The sequence below is a fragment of the Lysobacter sp. A286 genome, assembly GCF_054052105.1.
Genome location: NZ_JBSVRJ010000001.1, coordinates 1,881,980 through 1,898,521, shown reverse-complemented (window position 1 = coordinate 1,898,521; position 16,542 = coordinate 1,881,980). Strand labels below are relative to the sequence as shown.

General features: G+C 65.4%; 13 protein-coding genes. 6 read left to right on the top strand and 7 right to left on the bottom strand.

Features of this window, described 5'->3' with window-relative positions; genetic code table 11:
• The first annotated feature begins 53 nt into the window (after positions 1 to 53).
• Both ACW7G0_RS08735 and ACW7G0_RS08730 read left to right on the top strand, forming a co-directional pair.
• Positions 54 to 2,144, top strand: a complete 2,091-nt coding sequence (locus tag ACW7G0_RS08735) for a prolyl oligopeptidase family serine peptidase (protein WP_456989147.1) — start codon at positions 54 to 56, stop codon at positions 2,142 to 2,144.
• Between the two features lie 80 nt (positions 2,145 to 2,224).
• Positions 2,225 to 3,472, top strand: a complete 1,248-nt coding sequence (locus ACW7G0_RS08730; protein WP_456989491.1) for a DUF819 family protein — start codon at positions 2,225 to 2,227, stop codon at positions 3,470 to 3,472.
• 18 nt (positions 3,473 to 3,490) lie between these two features.
• Here ACW7G0_RS08730 and corA read toward each other — a convergent pair whose 3' ends face one another.
• The 5 genes from corA to ACW7G0_RS08705 form a co-directional block, all read right to left on the bottom strand.
• Positions 3,491 to 4,504, bottom strand: coding sequence for a magnesium/cobalt transporter CorA (gene corA / locus ACW7G0_RS08725; RefSeq protein WP_456989145.1), 1,014 nt, complete (start codon positions 4,502 to 4,504; stop codon positions 3,491 to 3,493).
• Positions 4,505 to 4,546: 42 nt separating this feature from the next.
• Positions 4,547 to 5,698, bottom strand: coding sequence for a lipoprotein N-acyltransferase Lnb domain-containing protein (locus tag ACW7G0_RS08720; protein WP_456989143.1), 1,152 nt, complete (start codon positions 5,696 to 5,698; stop codon positions 4,547 to 4,549).
• Positions 5,699 to 5,738: 40 nt separating this feature from the next.
• Positions 5,739 to 6,626: an HlyC/CorC family transporter gene (locus tag ACW7G0_RS08715; RefSeq protein WP_456989141.1), complete on the bottom strand. Its 888-nt coding sequence runs from the start codon at positions 6,624 to 6,626 to the stop codon at positions 5,739 to 5,741.
• 75 nt (positions 6,627 to 6,701) lie between these two features.
• The gene (ybeY, locus tag ACW7G0_RS08710; RefSeq protein ID WP_456989139.1) at positions 6,702 to 7,175 is read right to left on the bottom strand and encodes an rRNA maturation RNase YbeY; all 474 of its coding nucleotides are present in this window, start codon (positions 7,173 to 7,175) and stop codon (positions 6,702 to 6,704) included.
• A gap of 19 nt (positions 7,176 to 7,194) precedes the next feature.
• Positions 7,195 to 8,205 (bottom strand): PhoH family protein, encoded by a 1,011-nt coding sequence (locus ACW7G0_RS08705; protein WP_456989137.1) that lies wholly within the window; start codon positions 8,203 to 8,205, stop codon positions 7,195 to 7,197.
• Between the two features lie 65 nt (positions 8,206 to 8,270).
• Here ACW7G0_RS08705 and ACW7G0_RS08700 point away from each other — a divergent pair, with 65 nt between their 5' ends.
• From ACW7G0_RS08700 to ACW7G0_RS08685, 4 genes are all read left to right on the top strand, one after another.
• Positions 8,271 to 9,962, top strand: a complete 1,692-nt coding sequence (locus ACW7G0_RS08700; protein ID WP_456989135.1) for an amidohydrolase — start codon at positions 8,271 to 8,273, stop codon at positions 9,960 to 9,962.
• 105 nt (positions 9,963 to 10,067) lie between these two features.
• Entirely contained in the window at positions 10,068 to 11,057 is a 990-nt protein-coding gene (locus ACW7G0_RS08695) for an HlyD family secretion protein (RefSeq protein WP_456989133.1), read from the top strand.
• Positions 11,058 to 11,106: 49 nt separating this feature from the next.
• Positions 11,107 to 12,045 carry an ATP-binding cassette domain-containing protein gene (locus ACW7G0_RS08690; RefSeq protein ID WP_456989490.1) on the top strand — a complete coding sequence of 313 codons (939 nt, stop codon included), beginning with the start codon at positions 11,107 to 11,109 and terminating at the stop codon, positions 12,043 to 12,045.
• A complete protein-coding gene (locus ACW7G0_RS08685) occupies positions 12,042 to 13,178 on the top strand; it encodes an ABC transporter permease (RefSeq protein ID WP_456989131.1) in 1,137 nt (378 codons plus the stop codon). Before ACW7G0_RS08690 ends, ACW7G0_RS08685 begins: the two co-directional genes overlap by 4 nt.
• Before the next feature lie 20 nt (positions 13,179 to 13,198).
• On the opposite strand, the gene ACW7G0_RS08680 is transcribed toward ACW7G0_RS08685, so the two are convergent.
• Together ACW7G0_RS08680 and ACW7G0_RS08675 are read right to left on the bottom strand one after the other, a co-directional pair.
• A complete protein-coding gene (locus ACW7G0_RS08680; protein WP_456989129.1) occupies positions 13,199 to 13,996 on the bottom strand; it encodes a c-type cytochrome in 798 nt (265 codons plus the stop codon).
• A complete protein-coding gene (locus ACW7G0_RS08675; RefSeq protein ID WP_456989127.1) occupies positions 13,993 to 16,527 on the bottom strand; it encodes an MtrB/PioB family outer membrane beta-barrel protein in 2,535 nt (844 codons plus the stop codon). Before ACW7G0_RS08675 ends, ACW7G0_RS08680 begins: the two co-directional genes overlap by 4 nt.
• Between the last annotated feature and the right edge of the window lie 15 nt (positions 16,528 to 16,542).

Below are 16,542 nucleotides of genomic sequence, written 5' to 3'. Positions count from 1 at the left end.
GGTTGCGCTGCCGGGCCTACCATCGGGATCTGAAAAAAAAAGGGGAACTGTCCATGCGTTTGAGCCACGCCGTCCTGCCATTGCTGATCGCTGTCGCGCTGCCCACGATCGCTCAACCGGCCCATGCGGAGACTCGTGGCCTGCAGCCGATCGACCTGGCGACGCTGGACCGCTTTTCCTCACCGGTGGTATCTCCCGATGGCCGGCTGGTGGTGTTTGCCAAGGCCGTGACCGACTACGACGCCAACAAGGCGTCGTCCTCGCTGTGGATCGAGAACCTGGTCACCCGCGACTCGGCGCCGCCGGTGCGGCTTACCCCGGAAGGTTGGAGCGTCAATTCCCCCGCGTTCTCGCCCGATGGCGAGCGCGTGTATTTCCTGAGCAGCCAATCGGGCAGCTCGCAGCTGTATGCGGTCACGACCGAGGGCGGCAAAGCCCGGCAATTGACCGACTTCGCCCTGGATGTCGGCGGCTATCAGTTGTCACCCGATGGGCAACAAGTGGCGTTCAACGTCGAGGCCTTCGTTGATTGCGGCAGCGACCTTGCGTGCAGCAAGCAGCGCCTGGAAGAACGCGAAGCCAGCCCTGAAACCGGGGTGGTCTACGATCACATGTTCGTCCGTCACTGGGATGCCTGGAGCGATGGCCGCCTGAATCGCGTGTTCGTGGCGACACTGCCGGATGACAAGGCATTGACGACCACTGCTACAGCGGTTGCCACCGATGTCATTGGCGACGTCCCGGCGCGACCGTTTGGCGACAGCAGCGACTACACCTGGTCGCCGGACGGCCAGTGGCTGGTGATGAGCGCCCGCAAAAGCGACCGCAGCGAGCCATGGTCGACCAATTTCGATCTGTACCAGGTCAGCGCCGATGGTCGCGGTGCTTCGAAGAACCTGACTGCTGACAACCTTGCCACGGACACCGGTGCGGTATTCAGCGCCGACGGTCGCAGCTTGTTCTACCGGGCCATGACGCGCCCGGGTTTCGAAGCCGACCGTTATCGGCTGATGGAGCTGAACCTGGTTACCAACGCACGCCGGGAGATCGCACCGCAGTGGGATCGTTCCGCCGACAGCATCGCGGTGTCCGCCGATGGAAAGACCCTCTACGTGACCGCGCAGGACACTGGGGAGCATCCATTGTTTGCCGTCCACGTCGATAGTGGTGGTGTCACCCGGATCGCCGGCGATGGCAGCATCGGTTCGGTACAACTGACCGGTGGCACGCTGGCCTTCACCCGGGCCAGCCTGGACAGTGGCGCCCAGGTTTTCGTGGGCGGCATCAACGGCGCGGAGGAACGCGCGCTCACCCCCAGCGCCGGCCAGATGCTGCCCGAGGTGACCTTCGGCGAGTTCGAGCAGTTCACCTTCACTGGCTGGAACAACGACACCGTTCACGGCTATGTGCTCAAGCCCTGGAACTACCAGGAAGGCCAGCAGTACCCGGTCGCCTTTTTGATCCACGGTGGCCCGCAAGGCAGCTTCGGCAATGGCTGGAGCACCCGCTGGAACCCGCAGACCTACGCCGGCCAAGGCTATGCGGTGGTGATGATCGATTTCCACGGCTCGGTCGGCTATGGCCAGGCGTTTACCGATGCCATCAGCCAGCACTGGGGCGATCGCCCGCTGGAGGACCTGCAGAAGGGCTGGAAAGCCGCGCAGGAGAAGTATGCATTCCTCGACGGCGACAACGCCTGCGCCCTGGGCGCCAGTTATGGCGGCTACATGGTCAACTGGATCGCCGGTAACTGGCACACGCCGTCGTCCGGCGCGTGGAAGTGCCTGGTCAATCACGACGGTGTATTCGATACCCGCATGATGGGTTTCGTTACCGAGGAGCTGTGGTTCACCGAGTGGGAAAACGGCGGCAGCCCGTGGGACAAGGACGCCGATTACGAGACCTTCAACCCCAGTCGCCATGTCGCCGACTGGCGCGTGCCGATGCTTGTCGTCCACGGTCAGCAGGACTTCCGGATTCCCGTCAGCCAAGGCCTGGGAGCGTTCACTGCGCTGCAGCGCCAAGGGATCGAGTCGAAGTTCCTGTACTTCCCCGACGAGAACCACTGGGTGCTCAAGCCGCATAACTCGGTGCAGTGGCACGCCACCGTCAACGGCTGGCTCGAGCAGCACCTGGGCCAGTAAACCGTCAATTGACCTGAGCCGGCCCGCACGCTGATGCAGCCGGGCCGTCCTGTCCTTGCTTCCATACCGGAGTCTGCATGATTGCTGCACCCACCACCGCCGTTATCACCGGTGATGCGGCGATCCTCGGATTGCTCGCGATTACCCTTGGCGCCGTGTTCTGGACCGCGTCGCGGCCCACCGGCTTCTGGCAGAAGTTCTATGGCGTCGTGCCGGCGCTGCTGATCTGCTACCTGGTGCCGGCGATCTACAACAGCGTCGGTCTGATCGATGGACCCGCGTCGGGGCTGTACCCGATGGCGCGTGACTACCTGCTGCCCAGTGCGCTGGTGCTGTTCTGCGTGGCGATGGATATCGGCGCGGTCATGCGGTTGGGGCCGAAGGCGCTGATCATGTTCTTCACCGGTACCGTGGGGGTCATGCTGGGCGCGTTCGTGGCGTTCTGGGCAATGGGCTGGATCTATCCGCAAGCCGTGGCCGGCGAAACCTGGCGTGGCCTGACCACCATCGCCGGCAGCTGGATCGGCGGTGGCGCCAACCAGGCCGCGATGAAGGAAGTATTCGAGGTCGATGCGACGCTGTTCGGGCAGTTCGTTGCGATCGACGTGATCGTGGCGTATTTCTGGATGGCGATCCTGCTGTTCCTGGCGCCGCGCGCCGAGAAATTCGACCGTTGGACGGGTGCCGACACCTCCGCGATCGAGGAGCTCAAGGTGCACATCGCGAGCTACCAGAGCGAGCACGCGCGCATCCCCAGCATGGCCGATTTCATGCTGATCCTGGCGGTTGCGCTGGGGGTGACCGGGCTGTCGCATTTCCTCGCCGACCCGTTGATCACCTGGGTGCAGTCCCTGCCGGCGGAGTGGCGGCTGCAGGACTACAGCCTGGATTCGAAATTCTTCTGGATCGTGGTGTTGGCCACCACGTTCGGGGTGTTGCTCAGTTTCACCCGCGCGCGCCGGCTGGAAGGCGCAGGCGCGTCCAACATCGGCTCGGTGATGTTGTACGTGCTGATTGCCACCATCGGCATGCAAATGGACCTGAAGTCATTGGCGGAACGGCCGATGCTGCTGTTGCTGGGCGTGATCTGGATCAGCGTCCACGCGTTGCTGCTACTGGTGGTGGCGAAGTTGATCCGGGCACCGCTGTTCTTCCTGGCGGTCGGTTCGCAAGCCAATATCGGTGGCGCGGCGTCCGCGCCGGTGGTCGCCAGCGCATTCCACCCGTCGCTGGCGCCGGTCGGGGTATTGCTGGCGGTACTGGGTTACGCGTTGGGCACTTACTGCGCGTATATCACCGGGCTCGGGCTGCAGCTGATGGCGGGTTGATTCGTCACAACAAGCCCATCACAACCAGCCTGAGCGCTTGAACCGCCAGTACAGCACTCCCATCGTCACGGCTACCACGCCGATCAGCACGGCATAACCCCAGCGGGCATTGAACTCGGGCATCGAGACGAAGTTCATCCCGTACCAGCCGGTGATCAGGGTTGGCGCGGCCAGCAGCGCGGCCCACGCACCCAGGCGCTTGACCATTTCGCCCTGGCGCACGGTCACCAACGAGAGGTTGACATTGACCGCGGCGGTGAGCATCTCGCGCAGCGTGTCGGTGTGGTCATTGATCCGGACCGCATGGTCCAGGACATCACGGAAGTACAGCTGCATCTCCTCATCGATAAGCTCACCGCGCGGACGCGCCAGATGTCCCAGGATGTCCTGCAATGGTGCTACCGCCAGCCGCAACCGGGTCAGTTCGCGTTTCAGGTCGTACAGTTTCCTGACCGTTTGCTTGTGGAACTCGTCGGCGAAGATGTCTTTTTCCAACGCGTTCAGGGCATTGCCGAACTCGTCGACGATCGGCACCAGGCGGTCGACCACCATGTCGAGCACGGCATACAGCGCAGCCGCCGGACCGTGTTTGAGCATTTCCGGTTCGCGCTCCATCCGTGCCCGCGCGGCCGCATAGCTGCTGGATGCACCGTGGCGCACGCTGACCAGGTAGCGCGCGCCGACAAACAGGTGGGTCTCGCCGAAGCGGATATGCCCGTCGACGGTTTGCGCCGTGTGCAACGCTATGAACAAGGAGCGGTCGTAGGCTTCCAGCTTCGGTCGCTGGTGGGCGTTGGTCGCATCTTCAACGGCCAGGCTGTGCAGGTCGAACTCTTCGCGCAGTTTGTCGAGGATCGCATCATCAGGCTCGTACAAGCCGACCCAGACAAAGCTGCCGTCGTCGACCGCCAACACGTCACTGATGGCATCCAGGCCGATGTCGCGGCGTACCCCGTGGCGGTCGTAGGCGGCGCAGTTGACGACGCTCGCCGGCAGGCTGGGATCACGCGGCTGGCTGGTTGAAGTCTCCATCAGTGCCATCCTGACCCGTTAACAGGGATGCCGGCAAGCACCTCAACGACGCTTCAGTGCCCTCAGCAGGCCCAGGTGGATGGGCAGCAGCAGCAGGATCCAGTGCAGGTTGCGCTGCGGCAGCAACTGCATCCAATGGCTGAACAATGCCAGCACCGCCAGCGCCACCATCGCCGTCAACAGGTAGCCGAACCAGCGTCCGCCCTTGCGGCCGCGAGCGATTCGCCAACCGCCGGGGAGCAGTAGCCACGCCAGCGGACTGGCCAGCAACAGGTTCTGGTTGGCCCAGCCGAACTTGTGCGCGGTGCCGAACCAGATAAACAGCAACAGGGCGCCCACCAGTCCCGACACCGTCCAGAACGGCAGTGCGATCCCGGCCACCAGGCGGGGTCGATGGCGGCCGAGCCAGGCCAGGCCGGCACCGGTCGCGATTCCGGCCAACAGCCACGGCCACCAGGGTCGCGGCAGGTCGCGCGGTGCCGGCGCAAGCCGGTGTGGCAGCAGTTCGACCTCCTCGATGACCAGGGGTTCGTCATGACCATTGCGGGCATCGCGCAAGGCATCGGCGAGTCGCATCGGAATGAATGCCTCGGCCCAGAACGCCAGTGGCCGGTCGGCCGCAGGTCCCAGGCCAACGTCGAAGCCCAGCCACATCCAGAAATCCGGTGATGCCAGACGCGTCGCCTCGCTGCGGAACGTGCTGCCACGCGAGCCGCCCATCTGGCGACGCAGGTCGCCGCCCAGCGCCTGGTCCAGAATGTCGCGCACCCGGGTGGAGCAGTTGTCCAGGAAATAATCGTAGCTGTAGGCCGCATTCTCCGGACGTGCGTTCTGCTCCAGCGCGTCGGCAACCGCTTGTGCGGCCGCCGGGTCGAGGTCCAGCCATTGCAGGCTGACCCCACGCCCGACCTGGCGGTAGTAGGCCAGGTCCTGTTGCAACGGCAGGGCCACCAAGCGGTAGCGCATGTCACCGCGTACGAAGCGGGCGATGAAGTCGTCCTCGGTCGGGTCGAAGAAACCGAAGTTGTATGAAATTTCCGTACCGGCGGCCGGGTCGGCAACCAGCACGGCGTTATGGCCGAAACGCTCGAAGAAAATCTCGCCCGGCTGCATGGTGATCACGCCAATGCGCGGCGTGGCGGCGGCGGCGAATGCGCACGACCACAACAGCGCCAACAGGCACAGACGGATCAAGATGCCATGACTCGTTCCGCGCCGCTCAACCCCATGCCGGTCAAACATCCCCGAGCACGCCTACATGGAAGGCATGCACCCGCCGCGCGTCCGCACTGGACACCCGGAATACGAACCGTCCGAGAATCAGCTCCTCACCGGCTTCCGGCAAGTGACCGATCGCCGCGATCACCAGTCCGCCGATGGTGTCGTACTCGTCATCGTCGAAATCGGCACTGAAATGCTCGTTGAAGTCCTCGATCGGGGCCAGCGCATCGACCACGTACTGGCCATCGGCCTGGGCGGCAATCAGTGCGTCCGGATCCTCGGCGTCATCGTGCTCATCATCGATCTCGCCGACGATCTGCTCCAGCACGTCCTCGATGGTCAGCAGGCCGGCGACGCCGCCGTGCTCATCGATCACGATTGCCATGTGGTTGCGCGACTGGCGGAACTCGCGCAGCAGGATGTTCAGCCGCTTGGACTCGGGTATCAGCACCGCCGGTCGTATCAGCTGGTGGATGGTGGCCGGGCCGTTATCGGTGACCACTCCCAGCAGCAGGTCCTTGGCGAGCAGGATGCCGATGATCTCGTCCTTGTCCTCGCCGTGCACCGGGAAGCGCGAATGGCCGGACTCGACCACCTGCTTCATCAAGTCCATGAAAGACCCGTTCGCCGGCAGCATGATCATCTGCGAGCGCGGGACCATCACATCGCCCACGCTCAAGTCCGAGATCGCGATCGCGCCTTCCATCATGGTCAGGGTGTCGGACTCGATCAGCCCGTCGGTCTGGCAATCGCGCAACAGCTCCACCAGGTCCTCGCGGGAAGTCGGCTCGCCCGACAGCGCCGAGCTGATCCGGTCAAACCAGGAACGGCGTTTGTCGTTCCGCTCCGGCGCATCGTGCGCGGATGGATGAGTGGGGGTACTACTATCGTCCTCGGACATTGATCAGTTTCATGAATACGCCCGGGGGATGGGCGTCGGGGTGAGTTTAGCGCATCAAATGGGGGCTGCTGGGTATCAATCGAGTATCAGGTACGGGTCGGAGATGCCAAGGGTGGCGAGGATCTCGCGCTCCAGTTGCTCCATGCATTCCGCTTCGCGCTCGTCCTCGTGGTCCCAGCCCAACAGGTGCAGGGCGCCGTGGACGGTCAAATGGGCATAGTGCTCGTTGAGCCGCTTGCCCTGTTCGCGTGCCTCCCTGGCGACCACCGGAACGCAGATCAGCAAGTCGCCCAGCAGTGGCAGGGTGACTCCTTCGGGCAAATCCGCCGGGAAGCTCAGCACGTTGGTGGCGTAGTCCTTGCCGCGATAGTGGCGGTTGAACGCCCGACCTTCCTTGTCGTCGACCAGGCGGATCGCCAGGTCGGCCTGGCGGATCCGGCCGTCCAGTGCGGCGGCGACCCAGCGCCGGAAGCTGACCGCGGCCGGGATGCCGGCGCGCGGCAGGCCGTAGCTGACTGACACGTCGAGTACGGTGGGACCGAGGGTCATGGGTTGGGCCTCATGTGGTTCAGCTGGACTGACCGGTCTGGACGTCCTTCGCATCGCGCGCCTCGTAGGCGTTGACGATACGGGCTACCAGCGGGTGACGCACGACGTCGCCGGATTCGAAGAAGGTGAAAGACAGGCCGTTGACCTCGCGCAGCACGTCGAGCGCATCCTGCAAGCCGGATTTCTGGTGCTTGGGCAGATCGTTCTGGGTCAGGTCGCCGGTCACCACGGCGGTGCTGCCGTAGCCGATCCGGGTCAGGAACATCTTCATCTGCTCGATCGTGGTGTTCTGCGCCTCATCGAGGATCACGTAGGCGTCGTTGAGGGTGCGTCCGCGCATGTAGGCCAGTGGCGCGATCTCGATGACGCTGCGCTCCAGCAGCTTGAGCACTTTTTCCACCCCGAGCATCTCGTACAACGCGTCGTACAACGGGCGTAGGTAGGGGTCGACCTTCTGCGACAGGTCGCCGGGCAGGAACCCGAGCTTCTCGCCGGCCTCGACCGCCGGGCGGACCAGCACCAATCGCTGCACCCGCGACTCGTTGAGCGCCTCCACCGCGCTGGCAACGGCCAGGAAGGTCTTGCCGGTACCGGCCGGGCCGATGCCGAAATTGATGTCGTTGGTGGCGATGGCGTGCAGGTACCGGGCCTGGTTGGCGCCGCGACCACGGATGGTTCCGCTTTTGACCCGGATCACGACTTCCTGCGGCTGGATGTCCTGCTCCACCGCATGCGCGACGTCCAGCCCGATCAGGGCAAGATGGATCGCATGCTCGTCCAGGACCGGGCCGTCGGCTTCTTCCCATAGTTCGCGCAGGACCTTTTCGGCCTTGCGCACCATCATCTTGCTGCCCGCCAACCGGAACACGTTGCCGCGGTTGGAGATTTCAACCCCGGTACGCAGCTCGATGATCCGCATATGGGCATCGAACGGGCCGTTGAGGTTGGCCAGGCGCTGGGCATCGGGTGGGTCCAGCGTGAACTCGTGAATCGTGCGTGGGGCCATCGTCAAACTGTCTTCCATTGGCATGTCAGCTTGCACCCGGCGCCAGGTTTTCGCAAAGTGGCGGAACTCACTCATAAAGGGGCATGGCAATGCAGGCGACGCGCAAGATCCGGAATACCCTGCTGAAGACAGCGTTGCTTGCCGCGGTCATGCCGCTGGCCGCCCCGGTGCTGGCCGCCGAAGTCACCGTACTGACGGCGGCACGCATCCATACGATGGACACCGCGCAGCCCCGTGTGGAGGCGTTGGCATTCGACGACACGGGCGCGATTGTGGCGCTTGGCGAACGCGACGCGCTGCTGCGGGACTATCCGGATGCGCACCGCCTGGATGTCGGCAAGGCCACCGTGGTGCCGGGCCTGATCGACGCCCATGGCCACGTGGCGGGGCTGGGGTTCAATGAACTGCAGGCGGACCTGGTCGATGCCGCCAGCAAGGAGGAGGCGCTGCAACGGCTGCGCGATTTTGCCGACGAACTGCCCGATGGCGCCTGGCTGCTGGGACGTGGTTGGGATCAGAACGACTGGCCGGAGAAGCGATTCCCTACCGCCGCCGATCTGGACGCGCTGTTCCCGGATCGCCCGGTGTGGCTGCGGAGGATCGACGGTCATGCGGGCTGGGCGAACAGTGCCGCGATGGCCCTGGTGGAGCGTGACCTGGCCGGCGACTGGCAGCCCGAGGGCGGCAAGATCGAGCGCGATGCGAATGGTCAGCCGAGCGGCGTGTTCGTCGATGGGGCAATGGCGTTGATCGACGCGCAGGAGCCCGAGCCCGATGCCGCCACGCAGGAACATGCCTTGGCGTTGGGGATGCAAGCCGCGGTCGAGCATGGTTTGACCGGCGTGCACGACGCAGGGGTCTCGCTGGCAGGGCTGAAGCATTACCAGCAACTGGCCGACCGCGGCGAGATGCCATTGCGCATCAACGCGATGGCGGCCGGTGACGGCGATGCACTGGCGATGTTGTGCCGTGACGGAGCCTACCGGCACCCTTCGGGTCGCTTGCAGATGCGCTCGGTGAAGTTGTTTGCCGACGGCGCGCTGGGCAGTCGCGGTGCGGCATTGCTGGCCGACTACAGCGACGATCCAGGCAACCAGGGGTTGTTGCTGGTCAAGCCGGATAAATTGGCGGAGGTGGTAAAAAAAGCCAAGCGTTGTGGCATCCAGGTTGCTACCCATGCGATCGGCGACCGTGGCAACCATGTGGTCCTTGAGGCGTATGAACGGGTACTTGGCAAGAACGGCAGTGGCGACCATCGCTGGCGTATCGAGCATGCGCAGATCCTCTCGCCCGAGGACCTGCCACGGCTGGCACGCCTGCAGGTGATCGCATCGATGCAACCCACCCACGCCACCAGCGACATGCCCTGGGCCGAGGATCGCATTGGCCCGCAGCGGCTCCAGGGAGCGTATGCGTGGCGCGAGTTGCGCGACAGCGGAGCGCGGCTTGCCTTGGGCTCGGACTTCCCGGTCGAGTCGGTTGATCCACGGCTGGGGCTGTACTCGGCGACTACGCGCACCGATGCCGAAGGCCTGCCGGTCGGCGGCTGGCAGCCGGAGGAGAAGCTGACGGCCTACGAGGCCCTGCGCGGATTCACCCTGGACGCGGCGTATGCCGGCTTCAACGAGGATGAAGTGGGTAGCCTGGAGGTCGGCAAGCGCGCCGACTTCGTGGTGCTGGCGCAGGACCCGCTGGCGATCGATCCGTCGCAATTGCGTGAACTGACGGTGTTGGGCACGTATGTCGACGGCGAGGTGGTCTACCGCGCGCCCAAGCCCTGATTCCACCGCCAGTCGCTCTTGCAGGGCAGGGCTTTTGTCGCGCCACCGGGATGACGTCCGCCTGCGCGCCATCGCATTGCTCGACCGTGGACTGGAGTTGAAACCATGACCCTCACGTCTGGATCCCGCGCCGCCGTCGTGCTGAGCATGCTGCTGCTGGCTGCTTGTGGTGACGATCCGTCGCAAGCGCTGGGTACGCTGGAGTACCACCGCATCGCTCTGCCGGCGCCGGCTGCCGAGCGGATCGTCGCGATCGAGGTGCGCGAGGGCGAGAAGGTCGAGGCGGGGCAGCCACTACTGCGGCTTGAGGACGAAGGCGCCGAATCGGCCACACGCGCGCTGCGGGCCGACGCGCAGCGCCAGCGCAGTGCCTTGCAGGAACTCGAAGCCGGGCCGCGCGACGAGGCCATTGCCCAGACGCGCGCGCAACTGGCGGCGGTCCAGGCGCAGGCGCGTGAGGCGCAGGCCTACTACGCGCGGCTGCAACCGTTGGGCCGACGGCAGCTGGTCGCCGCAGCCGACGTTGATCGCGCACGTGCCGCCGCTGGGGATGCCAGTGCGCGGGTCCGCGTCGCGCTGGCGGCTGTGGCGGAACTGGAGCACGGTACCCGGCCGGAGCAGGTCGCGCAGGGTGAGGCCGCAGCCCGTGCCGCCGCGGCGCGAGTCGCCGCCCAGGAGGTCACGCTGGACAAGCTGAGCCTGGTTGCACCGCGCGCCGGTCGCATCGACAGCCTGCCGTACGAGGTCGGCGACCAGGCGCCGATCGGCGCACCGTTGGCCATCCTGCTGGTCGGCGATGCGCCTTACGCGCGGGTCTATGTGCCCGAGCCGATTCGCACCGATGTCAGGATCGGCAGCGACGCGCGTGTCTTCGTCGACGGTCGCGAACGGCCGCTGGCCGGGAAGGTCCGGATGATCCGCGGCGAGCCGAGTTTCACTCCCTACTACGCATTGACCGGCGAGGACGCCGCGCGCCTGAGCTACCTCGCCGAGATCGAACTGACGGGCGAGGAAGCGGTGGGACTGCCGGCGGGCCTACCGGTACGAGTCGAATTTTCCGCCGGGCAGGCAGGCCAGGGCGATGGGCGCAAGTAGCCGTCCCTTTGCCGTCGCTCCCGCGCAAGCGGCGACAACCCCGCCGGTAATCCAGGTCCGTGGCCTGACCAAGCGCTTTGGTGACCTGGTGGCGGTTGACCACGTCGACCTGACCGTGCCCAAGGCCTGCGTGTACGGTTTTCTCGGACCCAACGGCTCGGGCAAGTCGACCACCATTCGCATGCTGTGCGGCCTGCTGACCCCGAGCGCGGGCGAGATCGAGGTGCTGGGGATGAAGGTGCCCGGGCAGGCCGAGCAAGTGCGCCGCCGGATCGGCTACATGACCCAGAAGTTCTCGTTGTTCGCCGACCTCAGCGTGCGCGAGAACCTGGAGTTTCTTGCTGCGATACAGGGCGTGCCGAAGGCGAACACCGCAACTCGCGTTCGCGAGTTGATCGAGCAATACCAGTTCGGTGATCGCCAGAACCAACTGGCCGGCACCCTGAGCGGTGGCCAGAAGCAGCGGCTGGCATTGGCCGGTGCGGTGATCCACCAGCCGGAGCTGCTGTTCCTCGACGAACCGACCAGCGCGGTCGATCCCGAGTCGCGTCGTGACTTCTGGGAGAAGCTCTTCGAGCTGGCCGACACCGGTACCACCCTGCTGGTCTCGACCCACTACATGGACGAGGCCGAACGCTGCCACCGGCTGCTGATCCTCGACCAGGGTGCACGGGTCGCCGACGGCACCCCCGAAGAGCTTACCGGCCAGTTGCAGGGACGTACGGTCGAGGTCCGCGCCGCGCGGCCGCGCCAGGCCCACGCGGCGCTGGTCAAGGTGCCGGAGATCCTCAGCGTCGCCCAGATCGGCAACAGCCTGCGGGTGCTGGCCACGCGCGACGGCGACATCGAACAGCGCGTGTGCGACGCGTTGGCCGACGCGAAGCTGGAGGCGGAGGTAGAGGCGGTGCCGCCCAGCCTCGAGGACGTGTTCGTCGCCGCCACCCGCGGCAACGGAAAGCCGGTCGTGTCGCCGGAGCGCGCCGCATGAACTGGCGCCGGCTCTGGGCAATCGTGCTGAAGGAGTTGCGGCAGATGCGCCGCGATCGCATCACCCTGGCGATGATCATCGGCATCCCGGTGATGCAACTGGTGCTGTTCGGCTACGCGATCAACCTCAATCTGCGTGGCCTCGACGCGGCGATTGCCGACCAGGCCGGCACCGCGGGCTCGCGCGCTGTGGTGATGGACATGCTGGCGACCGGGGTGATCGAACCGGTCGCCGAGGCGCGCACGCCGCAACAGCTGATGGATATGCTTCGGCGCGGCGAGATCAGCGTCGGCGTGGTGGTCCCGGCGGATTTCGAGCGGCGGCGGATCGACGGCCGCGAGGCGGTGCAGGTGCTGGTCGACGGCAGCGACACCGTGGTGCAGGCCGCGGCGATGCAACTGGCGCAGATGCCGATTGGCGACCCGCGTCCGGGGCTTGCCCAGCCGCCCGACGCTGCCGGCCGCAGCGCCAGTGGCCCAACCAGTGGCGCCAGCGGCCAGATCAACGTGGTCAGCTTCTATAACCCCGAGCGCCGTTCAGCGGTCAACATCGTGCCCGGCCTGATCGGGGTGATCCTGACCATGACGATGGTGCTGTTCACCGGCGTCGCAATCGTGCGCGAGCGCGAGCGCGGCAACATGGAGCTGCTGATCGCGACCCCGCTGAGCCGCAGTGAGCTGATGGTCGGCAAGGTGTTGCCGTACGCGGTGATCGGACTGGTCCAGACCACCTTGGTGCTGGCACTGGGGATGTGGCTGTTCCGGGTGCCGGTCCAGGGCAGCCTGCTCGACGTTTACCTCGCCTCGGTGCTGCTGATCCTCGCCAACCTCACCCTCGGCCTGCTGATCTCGACCAAGGCGCAGTCGCAGTTCCAGGCGATGCAGATGACGTTCTTCGTGTTCCTGCCATCGATCCTGCTGTCGGGCTTCATGTTCCCGTTCGCCGGCATGCCGACGGTGGTGCAATGGCTGGCCGAGGTGCTTCCACTGACCCATTTCCTGCGCCTGATCCGCGGTGTGATGTTGCGCGGTGCGAGCCTGTGGGAGCTGTGGCCGGACGTGCTCGCGCTGGCCGCGTTTACCGCGGTAATGATGGCCTTGGCGATTTCGCGCTTCCGCAAGCGTCTCGATTGACTCCGGTCGCCGCCGGGTCGCTATTGACCGGTTGCCGGCAGGCTCGACAACCAGGTCGACAGCGCCTGGATCGAGGCTTCATCCAGTTGCTTGGCGACGCCGGTCATGACGAAGTCGGAGGTGGAGTCGCCCATGTCGCCGTCGCGATACTCGCCCAGCTTGGTCTGCAGGTATACGGCCTGCTGTCCGCGCAGGGCCGGGTAGCCGGCATACGGGTGATGACCGCTGCGATTTACCTGGTCAGCCGTCGCCGGGCCGCGGGCATCGGCGCCATGACAGCCCTGGCACGACGGAATACCCTTGGCCGGATCGCCGGACAGATACAACTGCTCACCCAGCTGCAACTGGGCCGGATCGGCTGCAGCGGCCAGTGCTTCCTGTCCGGTCGAAGGCGCCCCATCGGCCGGCATGGCCGCGTAGTACACCGACAGGTTGCGCATGTCCTGATCCGACAGGTCCGCCACCAGTGGGGTCATCGGCGAGGGATTCACGCCGCGCTTGTATTCGACCAGTTGCCAATACATGAAGTCGGCCGATTGGCCGGCAATATTCGGAAAGCTCGGCGCGATCGAGATGCCTTGTGGGCCATGGCAGGCGGCACACAACTCACTCTTTGCCTGGCCCGCAGCGGCATCGCCACTGATGGTGGCGACGCGGCGCAAGTCGAGATAATCCAGCGGCGGGGCTTCCGCCTCTGCAGGCATTTCGGCCGGCGCCGAATCACTCGTTGGCGACTCCTGAGCCTGCGCCACGGCCGAGCCCAGCAGTACCGCCAGCAGGGTGGAGACCAAGGTAGAAGCAGGGGTTGCGAATTTCATAGCTGGACCTCCAGCATCGCGCCGAACATGTTGACGCTGTAATCCATCGGGCCGCCATCGGTGTAGACGCGGTGGTCGTAGACCAGGCTCTGGTCAAAACCCAGGTAGTGCCAGTCGGACAGTCGCGCGCGTTCGTAGGTGTTGAACAGGCGGACCCCGATGCGGTCGTTGATCGGGAACGACAGCGACAGGCTGAGCGAGTTGGAGCGGTAGATCATCGGCGGGAACGCGCCGTTGGCACTGGCGACCAGCTGCGGGTACGCCATCGCGTCGGCCGAGGCAAAATCGTAGCGGGTCATGCCGCGTGTGTAGGTCCAGTTCCACGATGCATCAAAGGTGGCCTTGCCGAAACGCTGCGACCAGTTCGCGCCTGCGTAATGGTTGCGCTGCCGGTCGTTGGTGCTCCAGCGGCCACCGTCCTGATAGGTCGCGCCACCGAGGTTCGGGTCGGGCGTGATCGCCACGTCGTTGGCGTTGGCGAACACCAGGTCCGACTCGTCATAGCCGTACCACGCACCGGCGACCCGGCCCGGGACGGGCTGCCACTCCCATTGCAGGCTGGTGCCGAGGGTATCGAACTGCTGCCGGCCGGCCTGGGCGTCGTAATCGTTCCAGTCACCGCGGATCGAGGCGCTGACGGTCATGTTGTTGGGCAGTGTCGCCGTGGCCATCAGGTCGATCTTGTGCTGCTCGCGTTCGCCCACGTCGTATTTGCGCAGTTCGGCGATCGTATGCGCAGGCGTGCCGCCCGGTGGCGGGACATAGCCGGGCATGTCGTGCGAGAGGGTGAACCGGTAGGGATTGGAGTTGTAGTCGTTGCCCGAGCGGTCGAGGAAGGTGTAATTGGCGCGGAAGTTCAGCCACTCGATCGAACGGTTGGTCCAGTTGAGCTTGAGCTCGTTGTCCTGGACGGTGGCGAACTCGCGATTGGTGCGTTCGGTGCGGGTGAAGGTGTAGCCCGCGCCGAGGGTGTTCTTGGTGTCCATCCGCCAGTTGACGCCGGTGGATGCTTCCCAGGTTTCCTTGTCCAGCGGCAGGTTGCGTACCCGCGTCGGGACCGAGGCATTGGCACCCGGGTCCCACACGCCCATCTCGCCCGGCACCACGCTGCCCATCGCGCCGTTCTCGGCGATGTACCCGTATTGCCCGGTCAGCGGGTTGTAGGCCCAGTAGGTGCCCGAATAGTCCTCGCGGTGGAACTTGGCGGTGGAGCGCCAGCTCAGACCGGCGGCCGGTTGCAGCACCACCCGCAAGTCGAGCCGCTGGGTGTTGATGGCCAGGTCGGCGCGCTGGCGCGACAGCGAGGCGGTGGTGTTCCAGTCCGCGCAGTCATACAGGAAGCCGGGAATCGGGATGCCGACCTGACCCTGGCAGTTGGTCGGCGGCAGCAAACTGTCGTTCTGGCGCGAGGTGCCAAACGCGGCCTTTACCGAAAAATCGCCATTCCACTTGATCCGCCGGCTGAAGGTGCCGGAGACGTGGTGGTAGTCGTTGTCGGGTTCGTAGGAGTACTGGCCCAGCGGAACCTGCGGGGTGGGCACACCGGTAACCGACCAGGTGGTGTACGGAATCTCGTAGTCGAAACCGGTGTACGCGTTGCGGAAGAACGAGCCGGAATAGTCGAACTGCATGCGCCAGTCGTTGCCGACAAAGCGCAGACCGGCATTCACGTTGACGGTGCTGTCGTCGATCGGCCGGGGGATCTCGTAGATGCCGCCGTTGTCCGGAAACGGATAGTTGAAGAAGAACGGCCCGCCAAATGGTCGCGCGCCGTCACGCGATTCGTGGCTGGCGTTGAACGTGGCCGTCCACTGCTTGTTGAGCAGGTACTGGATTCCCAGCCCCTGCTTGTCGCGCACTACCTTCAGGGTCTGCAGGGGTTGCGCTGCCGACACCGCCGAGACCTGGTCGACGGTGCTGCCGTTGACGGTGAGGCCGTCCTTCAGGGTCAGGTGCTGGCTGCCCACGCCATCCCATATCGAGCGGGCGTTGCCGCTGAGGATGTTGGGTTGCGAGCGCACGAACGCCTGCACGCGGTACTTTCCGGCCTGGCCGAATACGGCGCGATAGAACTGGCTGTCCTCGTTGATACGGGTGGCGCGCAAGTCGATGTAGCGGCCCTGGTCGGGACGCACCAGGCGGAAGTCGGCGCTGAGCACGAAGCCGTCGTCCCAGTTCGTGAACCGACGCCATTGGGTGTTGTCCTGGTCGCCCGTGAGATGCAGGTAGCCGACCGACAGCGTTCCGCCTCCCAGCCAGGTGTCGTCCAGCGTGGCAGTCGAGTCCAGGCCGTATGGGGTGGGCGTGCAGCCATACAGATAGCCGGTCGGCGTTCGTTTGGCATCGCCGGCCAGCCAGCTCATGCCATCGGGGTCGCAGCTGCGTGCCGACAGGCCGGCCGGATCCAGCGCGGTGCCAAATTGCAGGTCGACGCCGGTGCCGCTGTCCTGTGCATGGGCAAGGGGGGCGAGGGCAAGCGACAACGACAGGGCTGCCAAGGATAACGGCAGCAGTCGTGGATGTCCGTGCATGGCTCGGCACTCCCT